At 64.0% G+C, this 22,705-nt stretch carries 14 protein-coding genes and 2 pseudogenes; 9 read left to right on the forward strand and 7 right to left on the reverse strand.

The features are described from left to right. Genes ACVWW1_RS43010 through ACVWW1_RS43020 form a run of 3 tightly spaced genes read left to right on the forward strand, consistent with a single transcriptional unit; the run spans position 1 to position 5,158 of the window. A complete protein-coding gene (locus ACVWW1_RS43010) occupies positions 1 to 957 on the forward strand; it encodes an ABC transporter permease (protein ID WP_456660057.1) in 957 nt (318 codons plus the stop codon). Then, positions 954 to 1,838: an ABC transporter permease gene (locus ACVWW1_RS43015; RefSeq protein WP_207836016.1), complete on the forward strand. Its 885-nt coding sequence runs from the start codon at positions 954 to 956 to the stop codon at positions 1,836 to 1,838. The genes ACVWW1_RS43010 and ACVWW1_RS43015 overlap by 4 nt, the downstream gene beginning before the upstream one ends. Positions 1,839 to 1,855: 17 nt before the next feature. After that, positions 1,856 to 5,158 (forward strand): carboxyl transferase domain-containing protein, encoded by a 3,303-nt coding sequence (locus ACVWW1_RS43020; RefSeq protein ID WP_456660058.1) that lies wholly within the window; start codon positions 1,856 to 1,858, stop codon positions 5,156 to 5,158. 336 nt (positions 5,159 to 5,494) lie between these two features. Here ACVWW1_RS43020 and ACVWW1_RS43025 read toward each other — a convergent pair whose 3' ends face one another. After that, entirely contained in the window at positions 5,495 to 7,129 is a 1,635-nt protein-coding gene (locus ACVWW1_RS43025) for a flavin-containing monooxygenase (RefSeq protein WP_456660059.1), read from the reverse strand. A 234-nt stretch (positions 7,130 to 7,363) separates the two neighbouring features. Between ACVWW1_RS43025 and ACVWW1_RS43030 the strand changes: the two genes are divergently transcribed. The 4 genes and pseudogenes from ACVWW1_RS43030 (at position 7,364) to ACVWW1_RS43045 (ending at position 12,098) form a co-directional block, all read left to right on the forward strand. Then, positions 7,364 to 8,587, forward strand: coding sequence for a cytochrome P450 (locus tag ACVWW1_RS43030; RefSeq protein WP_456660060.1), 1,224 nt, complete (start codon positions 7,364 to 7,366; stop codon positions 8,585 to 8,587). A 124-nt stretch (positions 8,588 to 8,711) separates the two neighbouring features. After that, a pseudogene (locus ACVWW1_RS43035) lies at positions 8,712 to 10,315 on the forward strand (GMC family oxidoreductase). 17 nt (positions 10,316 to 10,332) lie between these two features. Further along, a complete protein-coding gene (locus tag ACVWW1_RS43040) occupies positions 10,333 to 10,782 on the forward strand; it encodes a hypothetical protein (RefSeq protein WP_456660061.1) in 450 nt (149 codons plus the stop codon). Between the two features lie 293 nt (positions 10,783 to 11,075). Further along, the gene (locus ACVWW1_RS43045) at positions 11,076 to 12,098 is read left to right on the forward strand and encodes a S1C family serine protease (RefSeq protein WP_456660062.1); all 1,023 of its coding nucleotides are present in this window, start codon (positions 11,076 to 11,078) and stop codon (positions 12,096 to 12,098) included. A gap of 944 nt (positions 12,099 to 13,042) precedes the next feature. On the opposite strand, the gene ACVWW1_RS43050 is transcribed toward ACVWW1_RS43045, so the two are convergent. Together ACVWW1_RS43050 and ACVWW1_RS43055 are read right to left on the reverse strand one after the other, a co-directional pair. Beyond that, positions 13,043 to 13,555, reverse strand: a complete 513-nt coding sequence (locus ACVWW1_RS43050; protein WP_456660063.1) for a hypothetical protein — start codon at positions 13,553 to 13,555, stop codon at positions 13,043 to 13,045. A gap of 546 nt (positions 13,556 to 14,101) precedes the next feature. Beyond that, positions 14,102 to 15,154 (reverse strand): annotated as a pseudogene (locus ACVWW1_RS43055) (IS110 family RNA-guided transposase). Between the two features lie 157 nt (positions 15,155 to 15,311). On the opposite strand from ACVWW1_RS43055, the gene ACVWW1_RS43060 reads away from it, so the two are divergent. After that, positions 15,312 to 16,100, forward strand: coding sequence for a cyclic nucleotide-binding domain-containing protein (locus ACVWW1_RS43060; RefSeq protein WP_176535150.1), 789 nt, complete (start codon positions 15,312 to 15,314; stop codon positions 16,098 to 16,100). Between the two features lie 814 nt (positions 16,101 to 16,914). Here the strand turns inward: ACVWW1_RS43060 and ACVWW1_RS43065 are convergent. After that, on the reverse strand, positions 16,915 to 17,979 hold the full coding sequence (locus ACVWW1_RS43065) for an IS110 family RNA-guided transposase (protein WP_456655926.1): 1,065 nt from the start codon (positions 17,977 to 17,979) through the stop codon (positions 16,915 to 16,917). A gap of 212 nt (positions 17,980 to 18,191) precedes the next feature. Between ACVWW1_RS43065 and ACVWW1_RS43070 the strand changes: the two genes are divergently transcribed. Continuing rightward, positions 18,192 to 18,470: a hypothetical protein gene (locus ACVWW1_RS43070; protein WP_456660064.1), complete on the forward strand. Its 279-nt coding sequence runs from the start codon at positions 18,192 to 18,194 to the stop codon at positions 18,468 to 18,470. A gap of 775 nt (positions 18,471 to 19,245) precedes the next feature. Here the strand turns inward: ACVWW1_RS43070 and ACVWW1_RS43075 are convergent. From ACVWW1_RS43075 to pncB, 3 genes are read right to left on the reverse strand one after another with little or no spacing between them, the layout of a single operon-like run. After that, positions 19,246 to 20,025, reverse strand: coding sequence for an alpha/beta fold hydrolase (locus ACVWW1_RS43075; RefSeq protein ID WP_456660065.1), 780 nt, complete (start codon positions 20,023 to 20,025; stop codon positions 19,246 to 19,248). Positions 20,026 to 20,029: 4 nt separating this feature from the next. Next, entirely contained in the window at positions 20,030 to 21,325 is a 1,296-nt protein-coding gene (locus ACVWW1_RS43080; RefSeq protein ID WP_456660066.1) for an O-acetylhomoserine aminocarboxypropyltransferase, read from the reverse strand. Positions 21,326 to 21,370: 45 nt separating this feature from the next. After that, a complete protein-coding gene (pncB, locus tag ACVWW1_RS43085; protein ID WP_456660067.1) occupies positions 21,371 to 22,675 on the reverse strand; it encodes a nicotinate phosphoribosyltransferase in 1,305 nt (434 codons plus the stop codon). Positions 22,676 to 22,705 lie beyond the last annotated feature (30 nt).

Raw genomic sequence — 22,705 nt, forward strand, 5'->3', positions numbered from 1 at the left:
ATGGCACGACGGTCACCAGTCAAGGTCATCGGCAGCCGCCTGGTGCAGGCGCTGCCCGTGATCCTGCTCGCGACCTTCATGGTGTTTGCGCTGCTCAAGCTGGTGCCCGGCGACATCGCCGTGACGCTGGCCGGCGACAACGCGACCGACGCGCGGATCACCGAGATCAGGGCAATCTACGGCCTCGACCGGCCGTTCCTGGTGCAATATGGCGCCTGGCTCGGCCATGTCGCGCAGGGCGATCTCTCGCAATCGCTTCTGACCGGCGAGAAGGTCGCGGTCTCGATCGGGCGTGCGTTCCCGAATACGCTGCTGATCGTCGTGATCGCGCTGCTGCTGGCGCTGGTCACGGGGATTCCGATGGGCGTGATCGCCGCGATCAAACCGAACGGCTGGGTCGACAAGCTGATCAGCATGATCGCCTCGCTCGGCGTCGCGGTGCCCGGCTTCTGGCTTGCGATGATTCTGGTGGCGGAATTCTCGCTGAAGCTGAACTGGCTGCCGGCGACCGGCGCAAAATCCTTCAGCGCCTCGCCGATCGATGCGATCCGGCATGCGCTGCTGCCCGCCGTCGCGATCGCGGCCTATGGCATGGCCGAGGTTGCGCGCCAGCTGCGCGGTGCGCTGCTGGAGGTGCTGTCCTCGCAATATGTCCGTACGCTGCATGCCAAGGGGCTGTCGACGTCCCGCATCCTCTGGCAGCATGGCCTGAAGAATGTCGGCGTCAATCTACTCACCATCATCAGCCTGCTGGTCAACCGCATGCTGGCGGCAACCGTCGTGATCGAGGCGGTGTTCGCCATCCCCGGCCTCGGCAGCCTGATCGTGCGCGGTGCGATCCAGCGTGATTTCCCGATCGTGCAAGGCGTGGTCTTCACCATGGTGGTGGTCGTGATCGCGGTGAATTTGATCACCGACCTGCTCTGTGCCGCGGTCGATCCGAGGATCGAGCAATGACCGACACTGCGCTCGCTCCGCTCAAGATGCCGGCCAAGCCGACCCGGCTTCGGCGTTTCCTGCGCTGGCTCGCCGGCGATCTGCGCGCGGCGTTGTCGATCCTGGTACTCTCGGTGCTCGTGATCGTGGCAATCGGCGCGCCCTGGATCGCGCCTTACGCGCCGACCGCGCAGGACGTCAACAACATGCTGGCGCCGCCGGGGCCGTTGCATCTGCTCGGCACCGACGATCTCGGCCGCGACATCTTCTCCCGCCTGATCTACGGCGCGCCGGCCACCGTCTATGCCAGCCTGCTTGCGGTCGGCGTCGCGGTCCTGATCGGGCTGCCGGTCGGCCTCGTCGCCGGCTATTTCGGCGGCTGGATCGACGACACCATCAGCCGGATCATCGACACCTTCCTGTCGTTTCCCGCGATCGTGCTGGCGATCGCGGTCACCGGCGCGCTCGGCATCGGGCTTACCAACGGCATGATCGCGATCGGCATCACGATGTTTCCGGCGCTGGCGCGCATCGTCCGCGCCCGCTCCCTGATCGTGCGGCAGGAGCTCTATGTCGACGCCTCCAGGGGCTTTGGCGCGCCGACCTGGCATGTGCTGTGGCGCCACGTACTGCCGAACACGCTGCAGCCGGTCATCGTGCAGGTGACGCTGCTGCTCGCCGCGGCGCTCCTGGCGGAGGCCAGCCTGTCGTTCCTCGGTCTCGGCATCCAGCCGCCGGACCCGAGCTGGGGCGCCATGCTGGCGCGCGCCTATCAATATATGGAAATCGCTCCGGAGCAGATGTATGCGCCGGGCCTTGCCATTCTCGTCGTCTCCCTGGCGTTCAACGCGCTCGGGGAATCCTTGCGTGTTGTGCTCGATCCGACCATGAAGGATCGTTGACCTTTGGTGGAATGATCATGTCGTTCAAGAAATTGCTGATTGCCAACCGCGGTGAGATCGCGATCCGCATTGCCCGCGCCGCGGCCGAGAGCGGTATCGCCACTGTCGCGATCTATCCCGCCGACGATGCGGCCTCGCTGCATGTCCGATCCGCTGATGCGAGTCAGGAGATCCCCGGCCGCGGCGCGCGGGCGTATCTCGATATCGAGGCTGTCATCGCGGCGGCCAGGGTCACCGGCTGCGACGCGCTGCATCCAGGCTATGGCTTCCTCAGCGAGAACACGCAGCTGGCGCGGCGCTGCGCCGAGGAGAAGATCGTCTTCGTCGGCCCGTCGCCGGAGGCGCTCGATCTGTTCGGCGACAAGGCTAAGGCAAAGGCATTGGCGAAAACATGCGGCGTGCCGATCATCGCCGGCACGTCAGGCGCAACGACGTTGGACGAGGCAAAAGCCTTCGTCACCTCGCTCGGCGCCAATGCTGCCGTGATGATCAAGGCGATCGCGGGCGGCGGCGGGCGCGGCATGCGCGTGGTCGAGGACCTGGCGAAGCTCGATGAAGCCTATGCGCGCTGCCAGTCGGAGGCCAAGGCGGCGTTCGGCAACGACGCGGTCTATGTCGAGCGGCTGATCCGCAAGGCACGTCATATCGAGGTGCAGATCATCGGCGATCGTCATGGTGCGATCAGCCATCTCTGGGAGCGCGAATGCACCATCCAGCGCCGCAACCAGAAACTCATCGAGGTGGCGCCGAGCCCGTCATTGAGCGATGGCTTGCGCGCGCGCATCATCGAGGCGGCGAAGCAGCTCGCCGCCGCCGCGCGCTACGACAATCTCGGCACCTTCGAATTCCTTGTCGATGACGAGGCCGGTGAGGGCGAGGGCGCCTTCGCCTTCATCGAGGCCAATCCGCGGCTCCAGGTCGAGCACACCGTCACCGAGGCGGTGCTGAGCGTCGACCTCGTGCGGTCGCAGCTCGCGGTCGCCGCGGGCGCAACGCTGGCTTCGCTCGGGCTGGCGCAATCAGCGGTGCCGCTGCCGCGCGGCTATGCCATGCAGCTGCGCGTCAACATGGAGGTGATGGACGAGAAGGGCGTGACGAAGCCGACCGGCGGCACGCTGGCCGTCTTCGACCTGCCGTCAGGACCCGGCGTCCGGGTCGATACGTTCGGCTATTCCGGCTACCGGACCAGCGCCGCGTTCGACTCGCTGCTGGCAAAGGTCATCGTGCATTCGCCGAGCCTGAAATGGACCGACGTGGTGCACAAGGCGTCGCGCACCTTGCGCGAATTCCGCATCGGCGGCGTCGCCACCAACATCCCGTTCCTCAGCGCAATCCTGGCGCATCAGAGCTTTGCCCGGAACAAGATCAGCACCAACTTCATCGATACGCATGTGGCGGCGCTGGTCGGCGCGGCCAGCGATCTCGCCGCACCCTTGATCGACGTCAGCGAGGCGGCGACGACCAGGTCCGTCGCCACCGAGGCGGCGCCCGAGGGATCGCTCCCGGTGCCCGCGCCGTTGCAGGGCACGATCGTGGCGATCGAGGTCACGGAGGGCGATCTGGTCCGCCCCGGCCAGCAGATCGCGGTGCTGGAATCGATGAAGATGGAGCATCTCGTTGCCGCGCCGCATGGCGGCCGGGTGACGAAGATCGCCGGTGGCCCCGGCGTCACCCTGATGCATGGCGAGCCGATCCTGTTCCTGGAGCCTGCCGAGGTCGACGGCCATCATGCGGCGGAAGAGGCTGCGATCGATCTCGATCACATCCGCCCTGATCTCGGTGAACTGATCGCGCGCAAGGCGATCACGCTGGACGAGAACCGCCCGGCGTCGGTCGAGCGCCGCCGCAAGACCAACCAGCGCACCGCGCGCGAGAACATCGCGCAGCTGGTCGACGAGGGTTCGTTTGTCGAATACGGCTCGCTCGCGATCGCGGCGCAACGCCGCCGCCGCAAGGTCGAGGACCTCATCAAGAACACGCCGGCTGATGGCCTGATCGCGGGCGTCGCCACCGTCAACGCCAGGGATTTCGGCGCTGACGGCGCGCGCTGCATGGTGATCTCCTACGACTACACCGTGCTCGCCGGCACCCAGGGCCATATGAACCATAAGAAGATCGACCGCATGCTCGGTCTCGCCGAGCAGTGGCGCATGCCGCTGGTGTTCTATGCCGAAGGCGGCGGAGGCCGGCCCGGCGATACCGACCGGCTCGGCATGACCGGCCTCGACGGCCCGTCCTTCGTGCAGTTCGCCAAGCTCTCCGGCCTCGTGCCCGTCATCGGCGTGGTCTCGGGCTATTGCTTCGCCGGCAACGCCGCGATGCTCGGCGTCTGCGACGTCATCATCGCGACCAAAAACGCCTCGATCGGCATGGGCGGTCCGGCGATGATCGAGGGCGGCGGGCTCGGCGTCTACCATCCGGCCGAGGTCGGCCCTGTTACGTTCCAGTCGCCGAACGGCGTGATCGACATCCTGGTCGAGGACGAGGAAGAGGCGACGGCGGTTGCGCAGAAATATCTATCCTACTTCCAGGGCGCGGTTGCGGACTGGAAAGCGCCGGACCAGCGGCTGCTGCGCCGCGCGATCCCGGAAAATCGCTTAAGGGTCTACGACATCCGCAACGTGATCGACCTGATCGCCGACGAGGGCTCGGTGCTGGAGATCCGGCGCGATTTCGGCGTCGGCATGATCACGGCCTTCATCCGCATCGAGGGCAAGCCGTTCGGCCTGATCGCCAACAATCCAAAACATCTCGGCGGCGCGATCGACGCCGCAGCCGGCGACAAGGCCGCGCGCTTCATGCAGCTGTGCGACGCCTTCGACATCCCGATCGTCTCACTGTGCGACACGCCGGGCTTCATGGTCGGTCCCGAGGCAGAGAAGACCGCGATCGTGCGCCATGTCGCGCGGATGTTCGTCACCGGCGCCAGCATCACGGTGCCGCTGTTCGGCGTCGTGCTGCGCAAGGGCTATGGCCTCGGCGCGCAATCGATGATCGGCGGCGGCTTCCACGCCTCGTTCTTCACGGTGGCGTGGCCGACCGGCGAATTCGGCGGCATGGGCCTGGAAGGCTATGTCCGCCTCGGCTTCCGCAAGGAGATGGAGGCGATCGCGGACCCCCTCGAGCGCGAGAAGTACTTCCAGACCAAGGTCGCCGAGCTCTACGCCAACGGCAAGGCGGTCTCGATCGCTTCGGTGCTCGAGATCGATGAGGTGATCGACCCCGCCGACACCAGGCATTGGATCATGGCCGGCCTGCGCTCGGTGCCGAAGGTAGAGCCGCGCACGCACCGCAAGCGTCCGTGTATCGATGCGTGGTAGCGAAGTTCGATGCGTAGGATGGGTCGAGCGAAGCGAAACCAATCAATTCTTCATCCGCGGTGCAAATGATGGGTATCGCTTCGCTCGACCCATCCTACGGGGCTGAGTTGCCTGACGTGGCAAACCTCTTGGCATGTGACGCACGGATCGTGCGACAAACACCGTGTCGTCCTGGCGAAAGCCAGGACCCATTACCCCAAATCTCAATTATTGCGCGATGCTGAGGCCATGATCCCGTTCATCACTGAATGCGGTGGTTATGGGTCCTGGCTTTCGCCAGGACGACGGGGATGGATGGGGCAGGCGCCTCGCATCACCGAGAGAGCGATCCCAAGCTCACCCCAACCGCAACTCCGCGTATCCCTTCGCCGCCACCTCATCACACCTCGCACGATACGCCGGCGCGCTGCCGCTGTAGCGGGCGACGATGCGCCTCTGCTTGCCCTCGACATTGCGGTTGATGCCAGTCATCCAGGAATCGACCTCGTTGGACAAGAGCCCGACACCGAGCGCCTTGACATGATCGGTCCAGTCGGCGGTGCCTTCGGGGGTGGCGTCGAGGAAGGTCAGGCCTTTCTCTTGCGCGAAGCGGAGCAGGCCGGTGACCCAGTCGACGCTGTATTCGATGCTGCGCGGGATGTTGCCGAGCGCGGTGTGCGGGCCCATCAGCATCATCATGTTGGGAAAGCCGTCGACCATCAGCCCGAGATAGGTTTCCGGGCCGTGCGTCCATTTTTCTTTCAGCCTTGCGCCGTGCGCGCCGCGAAAATCGATGTTGTCGAAGCTGCCGGTGATGGCATCGAAGCCGGTGGCATAGATGATGATGTCGAAGGCGTAGTCCTTGTCGGTCGTCCGGATACCCTCGGGCGTGATCCGCGCGATCGGCGTCTGCTTCAGATCGACGAGTTCGACATTGTCGCGGTTGTAGACCTCGTAATAGAAGGTCTCGAGCGGCAGCCGTCGCGTGCCGAAGCCGTGATTCTTCGGGATCAGCTTCTCGGCGACGGCCTGGTTCTTCACGCGCTCGCGGATCTTGCGCGCGACGAAGTCGCTGATCGTCGCATTCGCCTCGCGGTCGATCAGGATATCCTTGAAGTTGCCCTGCCAGATGCCGAAGCCGCGCTCGCCGTAGAGCTTCTCATAAAATGCCTCGCGCTCGGCGTCGCTGACCTCGAAGGCGCCGCGCGGGTCGGGTGTATGGACGAAGCAGGCAAAAGTCTCCTTGCAACGCGCGAAGATCTTGGGATAGCCGGCCTTGATCTTGCCTTGCGTCTCCGCATCGATCTTGCCGTTGTGCAGCGGCGCCGCCCAATTGGCGGTGCGCTGGAACACGGTGAGGTGGCCGACCTCGCCGGCGATGGTCTGGATGGTCTGGATACCGGTCGCGCCGGTGCCGATCACGGCGACGCGCTTGCCGGTGAAATCCACCTTTCCTTTCGGCCAGCGCGCGGTGTGAAACGACTGGCCCTTGAAATCATCGCGGCCCTCGATGCGCGGCAGGGTCGGCGTCGACAGCGGGCCGATCGCGGTGATCAGGAATCGGCAGCTATGGCGCGCGCCGTTCTCCAGCGTGACCTGCCAGCTTCGCGTGTCGTCCTGGTAGATCGCGGACGTGACGCGGCTCTCGAACTGGATGTCGCGGCGCAGATCGAACTTGTCGGCCACGTAGTTGCAGTAGCGCAAGGTCTCGGGCTGACCGGCGAAATGCTCGGACCATTCCCATTCGTCGAGCAGCTCCTTCGAAAACGAGTAGCCGTAGGAATAGCTTTCGGAATCGAAGCGCGCGCCGGGATACCGGTTCCAGTACCAGGTGCCGCCGACGCCGGTGCCGGCCTCGAACACGCGCGTCTTGAGGCCGAGTTCGCGCAGCCGGTAGAGCTGGTACATGCCGGACAGGCCGGCGCCGATGATGATGACGTCGTAGTCCAGCGCAGCCGTCTGCGGGCTGTTGTCCTGGCGCAATGCGGCCACCTGTCGTTGCTCCCTGATCGGTTGATTGCCGGCAAGGCTAGCCGGTCTTCTTGCCGCCGACAAACCTCGAACAGCGGGGCTGCCATCGCGATTTGCCGGGTGCGCCTGCCTGCGCGCATTCCGCGCGGCGGACTGTCCGCCCCGTGGCTTTACTCAGCCGCGGGATTCCCTCTATCGTCGACCCGACAAGACGATCGCCCGCCAAGCGGCGACGGAACCGGTGGGAGTGAAGCGATGGGAGAGGCGCTGCGCAGGCCGACGTCGACAGACGTCAGCAACCCCCGGCTTTATCAGGATGACACCTGGCGGCCGCTGTTCGCGCAGCTCCGTCGCGACGATCCCGTGCATTATTGCGAGGCCTCGGCCTACGGTCCGTACTGGTCGGTGACGCGCTACGACGACATCTTTGCGGTCGAGCTGGATCATCAGAACTATTCCTCGGCCTCCGAACTCGGAGGTATCCAGGTCGCCGACCAGCCGAAGGGGCAGGAGCGGCCGAGCTTCATCCGCATGGACCCGCCCGGCCACACCGCGCAGCGCCGCACGGTCGCGCCGATCGTGGCGCCGTCGAACCTCGCCAATTTCGATGCCTTGATCCGGAAGCGCACCTCAGCCGTGCTCGATGCGCTGCCGCGCAACGAGACCTTCGACTGGGCCGAGCGGGTCTCGGTCGACCTCACCAACATGATGCTGGCGACGCTGTTCGATTTCCCCGCGGAGGACCGCGCCAAGCTGACCTGGTGGTCCGATGTCGCAATCGCCAACGTCGAGTCATCAGACGCGGTGGTGCATTCGGAGGCTGAACGCACCGCCGAGCTGGTCAAGATGGGAGAATATTTCCGCAAGCTGTGGGATGCGCGGATCGACGCGCCGCCGACCTTCGATTTGATCTCGATGCTGGCGCATTCGGAAGCGACGCGGAATCTGGAGCCGCGCGAGTTCATCGGCACCATCGGGCTTTTGATCGTCGGCGGCAACGACACCACGCGCAACTCGATGTCGGCCGGGTTGATGGCGCTGTGCGAGAATCCGGAGCAGTTCGAGCTGGTCCGCGCCAGGCCGGAGCTGATCCCGAACCTGGTGTCCGAGACCATCCGCTACCACACGCCGGTGCTACACATGCGCCGCACCGCGCGCAACGATGTCGAACTGGCCGGCCGCCGGATCAAGAAGGGCGACAAGGTCGTGATGTGGTACATTTCCGGCAATCGCGACGAGGACAAGATCGAGCGTGCCGACGAATTCATCATCGACCGCGCCAAGCCGCGCCAGCATCTCGCCTTCGGCGCCGGTGTCCACCGCTGCGTCGGCGACCGCCTCGCCGAGCAGCAATTGCGCATCCTCTGGGAGGAGGTTCTGGCGCGCGATCTGCGTTTTGAGCTGATGGGCCCGCCGCAAAGGCTCTATTCCAATTTCATCCGCGGTATACGAAGCTTGCCGGTGAGAATCGTGAATTGAGCCGCATCACCGGCCGTCATTGCGAGGAGCGAAGCGACGAAGCAATCCATTTCGCCGCGTGAGGAAACAATGGATTGCTTCGCTTCGCTCGCAATGACAGAAAAAGAAACTCCAAGGAACAAGAATGAAGAACGATCCCGTTGACGTCCTGATCATCGGCGCCGGCGCCTCCGGCGCCGCGGTGGCCTGGAGCCTTGCCGACACCAAGATGCATATCCTCTGCCTCGACCAGGGTGGCTGGATGAACCCTGCCGAATATCCGAGCACCGGCCGCGACTGGGAGGCGGAAATTCTACGGCGAGTGGTCGTCCAGCCCGAACGTCCGCAAGCGGCCCGAGGATTACCCGATCAATGACGACAATTCGCCGATCAAGGTCGTCAACTTCAACGCCGTCGGCGGCTCGACGGTGATGTACACCGCGCACTGGCCGCGGCTGCATCCGTCCGACTTCAAGGTGAAGACGCTCGACGGTGTCGCCGACGACTGGCCGATCGATTACGACGCGCTCACGCCGTTCTTCGAGGAGAACGATCGCATGATGGGCGTCTCGGGCCTGTCGGGCGATCCGCTGTCGCCGCTCAGCCATCCGCCGATGCCGCAGCAGCCGCTCGGGCTATCCGGCCCGCTGATCGGCAAGGCCATGAACAAGTTCGGCTGGCACTGGTGGCCGTCGGACACCACGGTTGCGACGATGGACTACGAGGGCAGGGCGCGCTGCATCAATCTCGGCCATTGCACGCCGGCCTGCGCGCAGGGCGCCAAGGCCTCGACCGACATCACTTACTGGCCGCACGCAATCCGCGCCGGGGTCGAGCTCAAGACCCATTGCCGGGTTCGCGAGATCCTGACCAACGAGCACGGCATGGCCTCCGGCGTCGTGTACTACGACAAGGATGGCGTCGAGCAATTCCAGCCGGCCGAGGTCGTCATCGTCGCCTGCAACGGCGTCGGCACGCCGCGGCTGCTGCTCAATTCGGTGTCGGGAAAATTCCCGAGTGGCCTCGCCAACTCGTCAGGCCTGGTCGGCAAGAACCTGATGTTTCACCCCTACGCGCAGGTCTATGGCTTCGTGAAGGAGCCGACCGACAGCAACCGCGCGCCGCCGACCTGCCTGTGGAGCAAGGAGTTCTACGACACCGATCTGTCGCGCGGCTTCGTCCGCGGCTACGGCATCCAGTTCGGCCGCGGCGCCGGGCCGGTGTTCGAGGCGGTCGCGAGCGAGCAGAAGGGCATCCTGCCCTGGGGCAAGGATCATCACCGCGTGTTCCGCAAGCTCAACGGTCATCCGCCTCGCGGTGTCGGCGATCTGCGAGGATCTGCCGGAGGAGCATAACCGCGTCACGCTCGATCCTGATCTGAAGGACAGCCACGGCATTCCGGCGCCGAAGATCGACTACACGATCAGCGCAAACAGCCGGAAGATGATGGACCATGGCCTGGCGCGCGGCCGCGAGATTCTCGAGGCCGCCGGCGCCACCGATATCTGCATCAACGATCCGATCCCGTGGGGCGGCTGGCATCTGCTCGGCACCGCGCGGATGGGGACCGATCCCGCGCGCTCCGTGGTCAACGAATGGGGCCGCTCGCACGACGTGAAGAACCTGTTCATCGTCGACGGCAGCATCTTCGTCACCTCGGGCGGCGTGAACCCGACCTCCACCATCCAGGCCCTTGCGCTCTACATCGCCGACCAGATGAAGCAGCGCCTCGCCAATCTGTTCGACTGAGACCGCCAGAGACCGACATGTCCGATAGCAAACAACTGACCGCAGCCCAGCGCGCCGATCTCCGCACCGTCGCTGCGATGATCGTTCCCGAAAGCGCCGAGTACAAGGTGCCGGGGGCTGACGATGCCGCGATCCAGGCCGACATGCTGGCAACGCTCGGCCGCGACACCGCGCTGGTCGCGCAGGCGCTGGATCATCTGGCGCGGCTTGCGGGCAAGCCGCTCGCCGAGCTCGACGAGGCCAGGCGCGATGCGGTGGCGCAGGAGTTTCGTAGCCGTGGCGGCGCCGCCGCGGCGACGCTCGTCCGCGTCGTGCTGCAATGCTACTACCGCGACGACCGCGTGCTGCGCTCGCTCGGGCTCGAGCTGCGTGCGCCGTTCCCGAAGGGCCACGTGCTGCCGGACGGCGACTGGTCGCTGCTCGATCCGGTCAAAGCGCGCGGCGGCACGCTGCGGCGGGCGACCTAGGGCCTGACGAGATCAGGCTGATCTGCACCGACAGCGAAGCTTCACCTCTCCCTTGGGAGAGGTCGGCGCATCGCGCCGGGTGAGGGGTTACGGTCCCTCATTAGTGCTGCGGCCCCTCACCTGATTTGCTTCGCAAATCGACCTCTCCCCATCGGGGAGAGGTGAAGCAAGTGCGCGGCCGAGCCGTTTCGATTCAAACTCATCTTGCCCTAGCCAACCGGGCAGGTGCGGGACGTAACCACTTGCAGCGGTGGGAGCAGGTCACCATCTGAGGGGGCCAAAGGACTCTCGCCATGCTGGATTTTACCTCAGATGCCGCCGGTGACAGGCCGTCACCGCGGGTGGAAGATGCTGCCCAGGTTGATGACCGGGCTTTGCTGGATGCCTATTCCAATGCCGTGATCGACGTCACCGACCGCGTCGGCCCCGCCGTGGTCCGGGTCGAGACCGGGCCGAAGGTGCGCAACGCGCGCGAGCGCGGCGGCCTCGGTTCGGGCATCGTGATCTCGCCCGACGGGTTCGTGCTGACCAACAGCCATGTAGTCGGATCGTCCAAGGAGATCCGGCTGCGCGACACCGAGGGCTTCGTCACCGACGCCCATGTGCTCGGCGTCGATCCCGACACCGACCTCGCGCTGCTGCGGGCCGACGGCGCGCGCGATCTGCCCTACGCCTCGCTCGGCAATTCGAAGACGCTGCGGCGCGGCCAGCTCGTGGTCGCGATCGGCAATCCGCTCGGCTTCGAATCGACGGTCACCGCCGGCGTGGTGTCGGCGCTCGGCCGCTCGATCCGCTCGGTCAGCGGGCGCACCATCGAGGACGTGATCCAGACCGACGCCGCGCTCAATCCCGGCAATTCCGGCGGGCCGCTGGTGTCGTCGCAGGGTGAGGTGATCGGGATCAACACCGCGATCATCAACGGCGCGCAGGGCATCTGCTTTGCGGTCGCGAGCAACACCGCGCAGTTCGTGCTGTCGGAGATCATCCGCCACGGCTATGTCCGCCGCGCCTATATCGGCGTCGCCGGGCAAACCGCGCCGGTGCCGCGGCGCCACGCGGTGCTCGCCGGCGTCGAGAACAAGATGGGCGCGCTCTTGATGCAGATCGAGCCGGACAGCCCGGCAGCGCGCGCCAGTCTGTTGCCGGGCGATGTCGTGATCAGGCTCGACGGCGTCGAGATCCACGGCGTCGACGATCTGATCCGCGCACTCGATCACAGCCGGATCGACCGGACCCTGTCGATGGACGTTCTTCGCCTCGGCCGCCTCCGCGCGATCGAGATCCATCCGATCGAAAGGAAGCCTGCGAAGCAGTGACCACGGTCGATCCACGAACTCGCCTGACCCTTTCCCCCTGTGGGAGAGGGTGGCTTGCCGGCTCCCGAGGGTAGAGGTGTGGCGTGCAACTTCTTTTCGGGGAGCGTTCTGCGTCTGAAAGTGACTACAAACAGCGCCTCCGCCGTCCGACGTGTGCCGCTAGCAACCGCGTGGAAATTCTTTCCGACCGCCTGCGTGGTCGTGCTCGTAAGCGTTTTTGGCAACGCGATCCGTGTGGACCGACTAGACCAGGGCTTGTGCTCACAAACGTGCAAAATGCCGGGTCTTGGCGGCGAAGCGGAAATCTTGTGCTCGTCCTGAGCTTTGCCGGTTGTGACCCGTAGCGGTCCGCTGCCACAACGCGGCATCACGATGCGCGGTCTTATCCTGGCGTTACGCTTCACCGTCCGTCAGGGGACGATCACCACTTCCCCCGGAATGCGATCTGTCTGGCGTGATCGCTGTTCACCACCAATATGGCCACCGCCACCCCTCATAGAGGCGCCACGATGACACCAGGGGTGGGGCGTATGGATCGACCCGGTCGTCTTCAGGGCGATAACGATATCGTGGAACAACATAATAATCCCACGGAGTTGGCCTTATCACGGGCCCCGGGATAACAATCCTCCTTGGTTCATGAACGACTTGTGCCTTCCGCGCCCGGGCTTCGGCACCAGACGTCCCGAGGTTGCACAGCACCAGGGCCGCTCCGAGAGCGCACGCGATGGTCATTATCTTCATGCATCGGCCTCCTTGCCTGAGAGTGCAAAAGGACTCAAAGCAAGGCAAGCGAATTCGCTCTCGACGGGCGTGAATGACCGCTTGGCCCCTCTTGAGACATGCCGGACGGCCGTGACGATATCCGCTTCCGAACGAAGACCGGAAGTGCCGACCCGCCGGCGCGAGGTCTCAGTTTGACCCAGAACGGACATGGCCTTCTTTCAAAGGCACGCTCCGTAGTAGCCGCCGTCGATATGGGTCAGAGCGCCACGTTCATCGCTCGACCAGATGACTGAGATGGATTCCATGCAAACACCGCCGCCCCACTTATAGACCAAAGTTCTCTTCCTCCTCTCTTCCTGCTCTGGAGTTAAGCACTGGTAGTACGCCACCCCAACCGGCACCTGCTGACCAGGCGGAACACAATTGGACGGTATAGGATCGGGGGGACGAAACCCCTGGCCGACCAAAATCGATTTCAAGTTTCCCTCTATTGACCCAACTGGAAATTTTGACTGCAAGACCTCGGTCAACTTTTTGCTGGCTGCTGCAAAGTGCGGCCAGTCTTCTTTGGTAATGACACCCTCCGCGATTGGCGGTGGCCCGGAGTCGAAAATCTCCGCGATGGCGATGGCCATGACCAAACGCGCGGTCGGGCTAAAGACAAACAAGCCGGAGAGAGTCGCCGCGATAAGGGCGAGTGCCGCCAAAACCCAAATAGCAAAACGCTTCACGCAGGTTGCTCTCCCCGCACTTGCTGCTGGTCCGCTACTTTGGCATGAAACCGTCATTCCGCGCATGTCCGAATCTGGCCCCTTTCGGACCTCATCGCGCGGCCCACGGATGACTGCTCACCGGGGACCAGCGGACTTCGGCGGAAGGCCGCGCGACTTTCGAGTTTGACCCATCTGTATGGACCGGCCGTGCGTTGCAAGCTGAATCTTCAGAACAGTGGTTGGTCTTGCGCTTCTGTATCCGGCCCTTGCGTGGAGCAGATCGCTCCTGGCCATCATGGATATCCGCGCGCGTCCGATCTCATTCTCGGATAGGCCCTCGAAGGCCAATTGGGTCACCAGATCACGAACGCGACGGCGAGACCGTTCTCCCATTCTTCAAATCCAACTCGCAGACTTCGGCGGGTATCTCCCATTTCAAATGTTCTCTAGGATTGACTGAAGCCATCCCTTCGGAGCCACCGTCGCTCGCTCGCCCCGATGGGCGAGCGACGGTGGCGGAGAAGAGTGGCGGTCATCCCTTTGGTGAACCAGAGCGAGCTCATGTCATACCGCTGCTGCGCTGAGACGCGTCTCGTATACACGATGTTGTGCCAACACGCTCCATGCGATGCGAGCCAGCTTGTTAGCCAGAGCCGTCGCCAGCACATTATGGTGTAGGCGTTGAGCCGCAGCGGCAAGCCAAGGTCCAAAGCCGTGCTTCATCCAGTTCCTTGGTCGCAGCAGAACGACGCGAGCGGCCTGCATGAAGAGCATGCGAAGGTAGCGATTGCCGCGTTTGGTGATGCGCCCGAGAATCGTTCGATCACCTGTCGATATCTGCTTAGGGACCAAACCGAGCCATGCCGCAAAATCGCGGCCGCGTGTGAAGGCAATGCCATTGCCGATCGCGGCGACGACGGCGCTCGAGATGATCGGACCTATGCCCGGTATTGTCATCAAGTGCCGACAAGACTCCGTGGTCTGGGCAAGCGCTTAGATTTCGCCACTCACGGCCTCGATGCGATCGTCGAGGCGGCGCCAGTCTTGAGCCAGATCTTCTAGGATGCGAACCATCCGCGGTGACAGGACGTCTGTGCGTTGGGAAAGGATGTCTGGCAATGCATGGCGCAACCAGTGGAGCTGTTGCCTCACGGTGAGGCCGTGCTCCAGGAGAAAGCAGCGAATCTGATTGATGATCGCGGTCCGCTCGCCCACCAGGCGGTAGCGCACACGGTGCAATGCCTGGAGATCGAGCTGCTCGTCCGTTTTCGGCGGCACGCACCGTGTCGTCGGACGTTGCACGGCTTCAGCAACCGCATGCGCATCTCGAAAGTCATTCTTGTGGGTCTGCCGGAAAGGCTTGGCGTAGACCGGCGGCACCTGTCTCACGTCGTGGTTGAGGGCAAGCAGTTCGCGGGTCACATAGTGCGTTCCCATGCCTGCCTCTATCCCGATCAGGCATGGCGGCACATTCGCGAGCCGAGACACAATTTTGGTGCGGGCCACCTTCTCACGCAGCACGATCTCTCCTCGGGCGTCGAGGCCAACCATGTGCAGTGTGTTCTTGCCGGGATCGATACCAATGGTGACGACTGCGGTGTCAAACTTGTGTGGCATGGGCGTGTTCCTCCTCCTGATTCCCCCCACAAGTATGCTCGCGGGTTTGGCGGGAGCACGGCCGGTCCATCCCATTCTCGGAAGTCGGGTGGTCAAGTTTGCTGCGCTGCGAATATCAACTTCCGGTAAGCTGGCTTCACCGGCTCCAAAAGGAGATATGTCCATCATGCTGGACCGCATCCTCGATGCAGCAACCGACAACCTCAGGTTCGCGAAGATTCTGGTCCAAATGGGCCTCGATCCGAACAACGTGACCTGGGACGCCATCTTCAACCGCCTGCTGGAGCTCTTCCTGCACAACATCACGCTTGCCAATATGTTCGCCCTGATCGGCGCGATCTTCTTCGTCGCCACATTGCTGACGCACACGATGGTGCCGCTGCGGGTCGCGAACATGATCGGTTGCGCGTTCTTCGCCATCTTCGGTGCGCTCACCGGAGCCGTCACGACCTTTCTTCTGTATTTCCTGATGATTCCCATCAATGCCTACCGTCTCCGTCAAATGCTCGCTCTCGTGAAGAAGGCGCGTACCGCAACGCAGGGCGACATGTCGATGGAGTGGCTCAAGCCGTTCATGACTGACCGCAAGTATCGCAAGGGCGATATCTTGATGAGGAAAGGTGACGCGGCCAACGAAATGCTGCTGACCGTCACCGGCAAATTCCGGGTCGTCGAAATCAACGTCGAACTTCCGCCGGGGCGTTTGATGGGCGAGCTTGGTTTCCTCACGCCCGACAACCGCCGGACCGCGACGATCGAATGTATCGAGGATGGCCGCGTTCTAACTATCAGCTACGAAAAGCTGCTCGAGATCTACTTCCAAAACCCGCAGTTCGGCTATTACTTCCTTGTCTTGACCAGCCAGCGCCTGCTGGAAAATCTCGCGCGGGCCGAAGCCATCATCGCGCAGAACAAGATCGCGCCGCAGCCGCCTCTCGCCAACTGACAGCGGCCCCGCGCGATTGATCGCGGCCGTCGCCTGCACGGCCGCCGCCGTCCTAATTGCCACTGGCTTCACGCGCATGGCGCAAAACTTGAATTCGGGACCTTTCCAAGCGGATCGAGCGCCACATTGGCGAGCAGATCGGCAACAGTCCTCCCGCTCATCCTTCGCTTGGGAGGCTTGACGTCCGATCATTACACGCTGCCTGCGGCCATCGCCGATAAAGCGAAGCCAAAATCGAGAGCGTCTTGCTGCAGTGCATGAGTCTGTTGTTGGACCCTCTCGAGACATGCCGGACGGCCGTGACGATGTCCGCTTCCGAATGAAGACCGGAAGTGCCGACCCGTCGGTGCGAGGTCTCAGTTTGACCCATATGTATGGTCCGGCCGCGCGTTGCAAGAAGATTTGGTCGAGCTGGCGATGAGCGGTCTTGCATCAATGTATCCGGCCTCTGATCGGAGCGTGTGGTGCTCCGGGCCATCATGGATATCAGCGCGCGTACGTTCTCGTTAGCGGACAGGCCTCGATCGGGCCATTCGGGTCACCAGTGTTCGCACGCGCTCGGAAGACCGAACCTCCATCTCGTCTCATCCTCTCGCAGACCTCGGCTGGAAGCTGTTGATAGGTTACGTCATCGCTTGCTCCTCAAATTGCTGAGTTCCTTTGTTCGAGCCAGGGGCCGTTCCTTCGTCCCGACCTTGCAGAACGTCGATCGCGTCGCGCGCAGGGGCGGTCAAGGCCGGCCGTCGCGCCTGACTTGCGGCGGGCTCTGGCGTCGCCAGGCTGCGCCTTGACCGAGCCGAGCACGGCGCGAGGATCAGGCGGGTCGGACGCTTGTCTCGTCGGTCCTCGTCAGCTCGAAGGCGCGTCCCTTAGCCAGCACCGCCCAGGCGATCCGGGCAAGCTTGTTGGCGAGCGCGATCGCCAGAACGTTGTGGTGCAACCGCCTTTTGGCGGCTTCGATCCAGGATTTGAGCCCGTAACGTTCCCAGTCCTTTATCCTGACCAGCACAACCCATGCCGCCTGCACGAACAGAACGCGCAGGTAGCGATTGCCGCGTCTGGAGATTTTGCCGAGGATGGTGCGGTCTCCGGTCGAGATCTGCTTGGGCACCAGTCCGAGCCAGGCGCCGAAGTCGCGGCCTTTGGAGAATACGTCTCCAGTGCCGATCGCAGCCACCATGGCGCTGGAGATGATCGGCCCGATGCCGGGCACCGTCATCAGGCGCGAACATGCCTGATCTTGACGGGCCAGTGCTTCGATCTCGCCGGATAGGCCATCGATGCGCTGATCCAGCCGGCGCCAGTCGCCTGCCAGCTCCTCGATGACGCGCAACATGCGTGGCGACAGGGCATCGGTGCGCGTCGCAAGGATGGTGGGCAGTTCCGTGCGCAGGAAGCCGATACCCTGGCGCACGGCGATCCCGCGTTCCAGCATAAAAGCGCGAATCTGGTTGATGATGCCAGTGCGTTGCGACACCAGCCGCTCGCGCACCCGATGCAGCGCCTGCAGATCGAGTTGCTCCGCGGTCTTGGTCGCCACGAACTTCATCGTCGGACGCTGCACGGCTTCGGCAATCGCTTCGGCATCGTTGAAGTCGTTCTTCTGTCCCTTGCTGTAGGGGCGAACATATTTGGCCGGCATCAACCTGGCATCGTGACCAAGCGATGCGAGCTTGCGGCTCAGGTGATGTGCGCCGACGCAGGCCTCCATGCCGACCAGGCAGGGCGGTAAGTTGGCGAGCCGCGCTTCCACTTGGCCACGCGACCACTTTTGCCGTAGCACGATGGCGCCGCGCGCATCGTGGCCCACGACGTGGAACGAGTTCTTACCGATATCGATGCCGATCACGGCGAGTGCGGTATTGGGTGTCTCAGACATGGCGTGCTCCTTGTCTTTGGCGCCCCTTGCCAGCTTCGCTTGCTGGCAGGGCAGGAGCACGGCCGGACCATCCCATTAGCGGAACTGAGCAAGCACAAAAGTTCGAGCCGAACTTCATGAGGCTAACCCGATCTTTACCATGGCTTTAGTCGGCACGCCGGATAGATCAAACTGGAGGTGCGGCGGATGACGAGGATGCATAAGTGATCAGCATGAGCAGCGGCATCCCGACCGGCAGAACTTATCTTGAGTTCTACTTGCTATGGAACGCCGTGTTCTGCGTTGTGGGAGGGGCTTGCTTTGTCTTTCTCGCGGCGGGTTACTTCGTCACTGCAATCGTCACGCTGCTCCTCACCGCATACGGACTCTTCCGACATGCCGGATCGATTGGCCGTCGGGCAAAGCAGGGCATTCGGCGGCCGACACCTGAGCTTCGCCGATGGCTATTGATCACTTCGGAGAGCCGAGACGCTATCGACGGCCGTTCTTGATAGTGCGGCAAACGGCCGCTTCTGGCCCATCGCGTCGGTTGGCGCAGTGCAACGACATGTCCGAAGTTGACGGTAGACCGGAAGTAGCTGGCCGACTGTATCAAACGACGCGATTGGCCGTTCTCGGACTTACGGCAATGTCCGCTTTCGCGATCCTGTCGGGGCCATAGCAGACGTCCAACGCGCGTGAGCCGAGCCGCCTCGATCCATGAGGACACGCCCTGGCTCGTGACGGTCGATCATCTCCGCTCCTCCGGACCCGCGTCGGTCCACCGGAACACGACCCGCCATCAGTCGTTGATACGGATCGAGTGCTTACCCGCCAAGTCGCCCTTGCAATGGCATGGTGGATAAGAATTTTCGGCCGCAATCGCGACGGACGCGTACGGTGTTGCGCAGGCGCGTTTGCATGATTTCGGAATAATAGAAGATATCGCTGATTTGCCCGACACGTCAAGTTGCTTTTCCGAGTGCCGACGGCCGCCTGCTCCTTTGCATGGGGTTGTTTTCGATATTTTGGGGAGCTGACCCTCGAAGGAGGTTCCCCAACGTCGCCAGTGGTCGCGGCAAAGGGCACTTCGAGTGCGAAAGCATCGGAGCGGCTGAGGGGGCTGTAACGCAGACGCGGTCGTCTCATCCGGCGCGGACCGCGCATAACAGATGCGGAGCATCGGCGTCCTTCAACAACGGCGGCCGAACCGCCTATGGCGACCTCCTCCCACATCCGCCTTGGCCAAGGCTACGGCGGACATGAGGAGGAGAAGGGAAGGGCTCGCTACTGCAGCGCCGCCAGCAACTCGTCGGGTTGCTCGACCATCATCATGTGGCCGGCGCGCGGCAGCACCACGGTGTGCGCATTCGGTGTCGCGGCGGCGAGCGCCTTGCCGGCCTTGGCGGGCGTCATCATGTCGCGCTCGCCGAGGATGAAGGTCGCGGGCACCTTGACCGCGGCCGCGGCGGCGAGCGCGTTCTGGTAGGCGTTGCAGGCGTTGAGGTCGTTGTACAGCACGCCCGGCTTGGCCTCCTGCAGCACCCGCCGCGCGCCCTGGTGCATCCACAGGCCGGGCGCGAGGCTGCCGCCGAGCTCGGCCTTGAAGCCGAGGCCCCAGATCGAGACCATGTCGATCGCAGCCGCATCATTGGCTTCGGCCGCCTTCAGGAGGTCGGGGCCGACCGTCATGGTCGCGGCGGTGCCGATCAGCGCGAGGCCGGAGACCTTGTCGGGGTGCCGTGCGGACGTCTCGATCGCGATCAGCGAGCCCATCGAATGACCGATCAGCCGCGCCTTCGACACGCCGGCGGCGGTGATCAGCGCCGCGATCCAGTCGGCCATCTCGGCGATGGTCGGCAGCGGCTTGCCGGCGGAGCGGCCATGGCCGGGCAGATCCGGCGCCAGCACGGAATAGCCGTGATGGGCGAACCAGCGGCTGTGCAGCGCCCAGGTCGTGGAATCGAAGCCGGCGCCGTGGATCATCACGACAGCCGGCAGCGATGCATCGAACGGCCTGCCGCCGGTCGCGATGAAGGTATCTGACCCGTTGACGGAAAGCTGCATGGCCCTAAGTCCTTTGCGAGGCGCGCAGCGCCTGGCCGAGATCGTCGATGATATCCTGCGCGGTCTCGATGCCGACCGAGAGCCGCACCAGCTCCTCGCCGATGCCGGCGGCCTTAAGCTGATCGGCGTCCATCTGCTGGTGCGTGGTGCTGGCGGGGTGGATCACCAGCGTCTTGGCGTCGCCGACATTGGCGAGATGGCTGATCAGCTTCAGCTGCTCGATGAACTTCTTGCCGGCCGCGCGGCCGCCCTTGATGCCGAAGCTGACGATCGAGCCGGCGCCGCGCGGCAACAGCTTCTTCGCCAGCGCGTAGTCCGGATGGCTCTCCAGCGACGGATGCAGCACCCAGTCAACCGCCTTGTTCGTGGTCAGGAAATCTAGCACGGCATGGGTGTTGCTGACATGGCGGTCCATGCGGACGCCGAGCGTCTCGATGCCCTGCAGCAGCTGGAAGGCGTTGGTCGGCGACAGGCAGGCGCCGAAATCGCGCAGGCCCTCGGTGCGGGCGCGCATGACGAAGGCGGCCTTGCCGAACTGCTCGTCGAAGACGATGCCATGATAGCCGGCATAGGGCTCGGTCAGCTGCGGGAATTTGCCGGAGGCGCGCCAGTCGAACCGGCCGCCGTCGACGATGACGCCGCCGATCGCGATGCCGTGGCCGCCCATCCACTTGGTCGCCGAGTTCATCGTGATGTCGGCACCGAGCTCGATCGGCTGGCTCAGATAGGGCGTCGCGAAGGTGTTGTCGATCAGCAGCGGAATCTTCGCATCATGCGCGATCTGCGCGACCGCGGGGATATCGAGCACCTCGAGGCCGGGATTGCCGATGGTCTCGCCGATCACGAGCCGCGTGTTCGGCTTGATCGCAGCACGAAATTCGCCCAGCGCACGGGGCTTCACGAAGGTCGTGGTGATGCCGAAGCGCGGCAGCGTGTGCGCCAAGAGGTTGATGGTGCCGCCATAGAGCGAGGCGGAGGCGACGATGTGGTCGCCGGCATTGAGCAGCGTCGCGATCGCCAGATGCATCGCCGCCATGCCGCTGGCGGTGCAGATCGCGCCGACGCCGCATTCGAGCGCGGCGATGCGCTCTTCCAGCACTGATGTCGTCGGATTGGAGATGCGGGTGTAGATGTGGCCGGCGCGTTCGAGGTTGAACAGCGCGGCGGCGTGATCGGCGTCCTGGAACACGTAGGACGTGGTCTGATAGATCGGAACCGCGCGCGCGCCGGTCGCGGGATCGGGGCGCTGGCCGGCGTGCAGGCTCAGGGTTTCGAAGGCAGGCGGCTTGGGTGCGGGCATGCGAAGCTCGTCGGGTCAGTCGATGAAGGTGATTACCGCGTTAGCTTAGACGTGAACTGCGGTGCGAACACGGCCGACATTGCCGAACACGCGCAGATAGCGCTCGACTTCGGACGGGATGCCGGTCGCCTTCTCCGGATTGTCGGAGAGCTTGACGGCCGGGCGTCCGTCGACCGACGTCACCTTGCACACGATCGAGATCGGATCGAGCTCGGCGGTGCCATCAGGCGCGCAGCCGACGAAATCGTTGGTGAGGTTGGTGCCCCAGCCGAAGCTGACGCGCACACGCCCCTTGAAGTGATGGAATGTCTCCTCGATCGAGCCGACATCCATCGCGTCGGAGAACACCAGCAGCTTCTCCTTGGGGTCGCGGCCCTTCTGCTTCCACCACTTGATGATCTCTTCGCCGGCGGTGATCGGCGGCGCGCTGTCGGGACGAAAACCGGTCCAGTCGGCGACCCATTCCGGCGCATCGCGCAGGAACGGCTTGGTACCGAAGGCATCGGGCAGGGCGATCAGGAGGTTGCCGCCATAGGCGTGGCGCCATTGGTCGAGGATGCGATAGGGCGCCCAGCGCAGCTCCTGGTCGTCGTCGGCGAGTGCCGCGGCCACCATCGGCAGCTCGTGCGCGTTGGTGCCGATCGCCTCGAGGTCGTTGTCCATCGCGAGCAGCACGTTCGACGTTCCGGTGAAGGACGGGCCGAGGCCTTCCTTCACCGCCTCGACGCACCAGCGCTGCCAGAGGAAGCCGTGGCGGCGGCGCGTGCCGAAATCGGACAGCCGCAATCCGTCCAGCTTCCGCAGCCGCTCGACCTTGGCCCACAGCTTGGCCTTGGCGCGGGCGTAGAGCACGTCGAGCGCGAAGCGGCCGTAGGTCTTGGTCGCCGCGCGCGAGCGCAGCTCGTTGAGGATCGCGAGCGCCGGGATCTCCCACATCGTGGTGTGGGTCCACGGCCCGTGGAAATGCAGCTCATACTGGCCGTCGACCTTGTTCAGCTCGTATTCGGGCAGGCGGAAGGTCGAGAGCCAGTTGATGAAATCGGGCGAGAACATCTGGGTCTTGCCGTAGAACGTGTTGCCGGCGAGCCAGATCAGTTCCTTCTTGGTGAAGCGGATGGTGCGGGCGTGGTCGAGCTGGGCGCGCAGCTCGCCCTCGTCGATGACCTCGGCAAGCCGGATATGGGTCGATCGGTTGATCACCGAAAAGGTCGTGCGGGTGTCCGGATAGCTTTCCCGGATCATCTGCTGCATCAACAGCTTGTAGAAATCGGTGTCGAGCAGGCTGCGCACGATCGGGTCGAGCCGCCAGCCGTGGTTGTAGGTCCGGGTCGCGATGTCTGTCACGGTCATGCGGGAACCTTAGCCTGCCGGGCGCCGCCC

The organism is Bradyrhizobium sp. JR3.5 (assembly GCF_054057015.1).

Coding starts and splice junctions, on each gene's coding strand:
- ACVWW1_RS43065 (WP_456655926.1), bottom strand. CDS start 17,979: ATGTCTGAGACACCCAATACCGCACTCGCCGTGATCGGCATCGATATC.
- ACVWW1_RS43015 (WP_207836016.1), top strand. CDS start 954: ATGACCGACACTGCGCTCGCTCCGCTCAAGATGCCGGCCAAGCCGACC.
- pncB (WP_456660067.1), bottom strand. CDS start 22,675: ATGACCGTGACAGACATCGCGACCCGGACCTACAACCACGGCTGGCGG.
- ACVWW1_RS43070 (WP_456660064.1), top strand. CDS start 18,192: ATGAGCAGCGGCATCCCGACCGGCAGAACTTATCTTGAGTTCTACTTG.
- ACVWW1_RS43060 (WP_176535150.1), top strand. CDS start 15,312: ATGTCCATCATGCTGGACCGCATCCTCGATGCAGCAACCGACAACCTC.
- ACVWW1_RS43020 (WP_456660058.1), top strand. CDS start 1,856: ATGTCGTTCAAGAAATTGCTGATTGCCAACCGCGGTGAGATCGCGATC.
- ACVWW1_RS43030 (WP_456660060.1), top strand. CDS start 7,364: ATGGGAGAGGCGCTGCGCAGGCCGACGTCGACAGACGTCAGCAACCCC.
- ACVWW1_RS43040 (WP_456660061.1), top strand. CDS start 10,333: ATGTCCGATAGCAAACAACTGACCGCAGCCCAGCGCGCCGATCTCCGC.
- ACVWW1_RS43010 (WP_456660057.1), top strand. CDS start 1: ATGGCACGACGGTCACCAGTCAAGGTCATCGGCAGCCGCCTGGTGCAG.
- ACVWW1_RS43075 (WP_456660065.1), bottom strand. CDS start 20,025: ATGCAGCTTTCCGTCAACGGGTCAGATACCTTCATCGCGACCGGCGGC.
- ACVWW1_RS43080 (WP_456660066.1), bottom strand. CDS start 21,325: ATGCCCGCACCCAAGCCGCCTGCCTTCGAAACCCTGAGCCTGCACGCC.
- ACVWW1_RS43045 (WP_456660062.1), top strand. CDS start 11,076: ATGCTGGATTTTACCTCAGATGCCGCCGGTGACAGGCCGTCACCGCGG.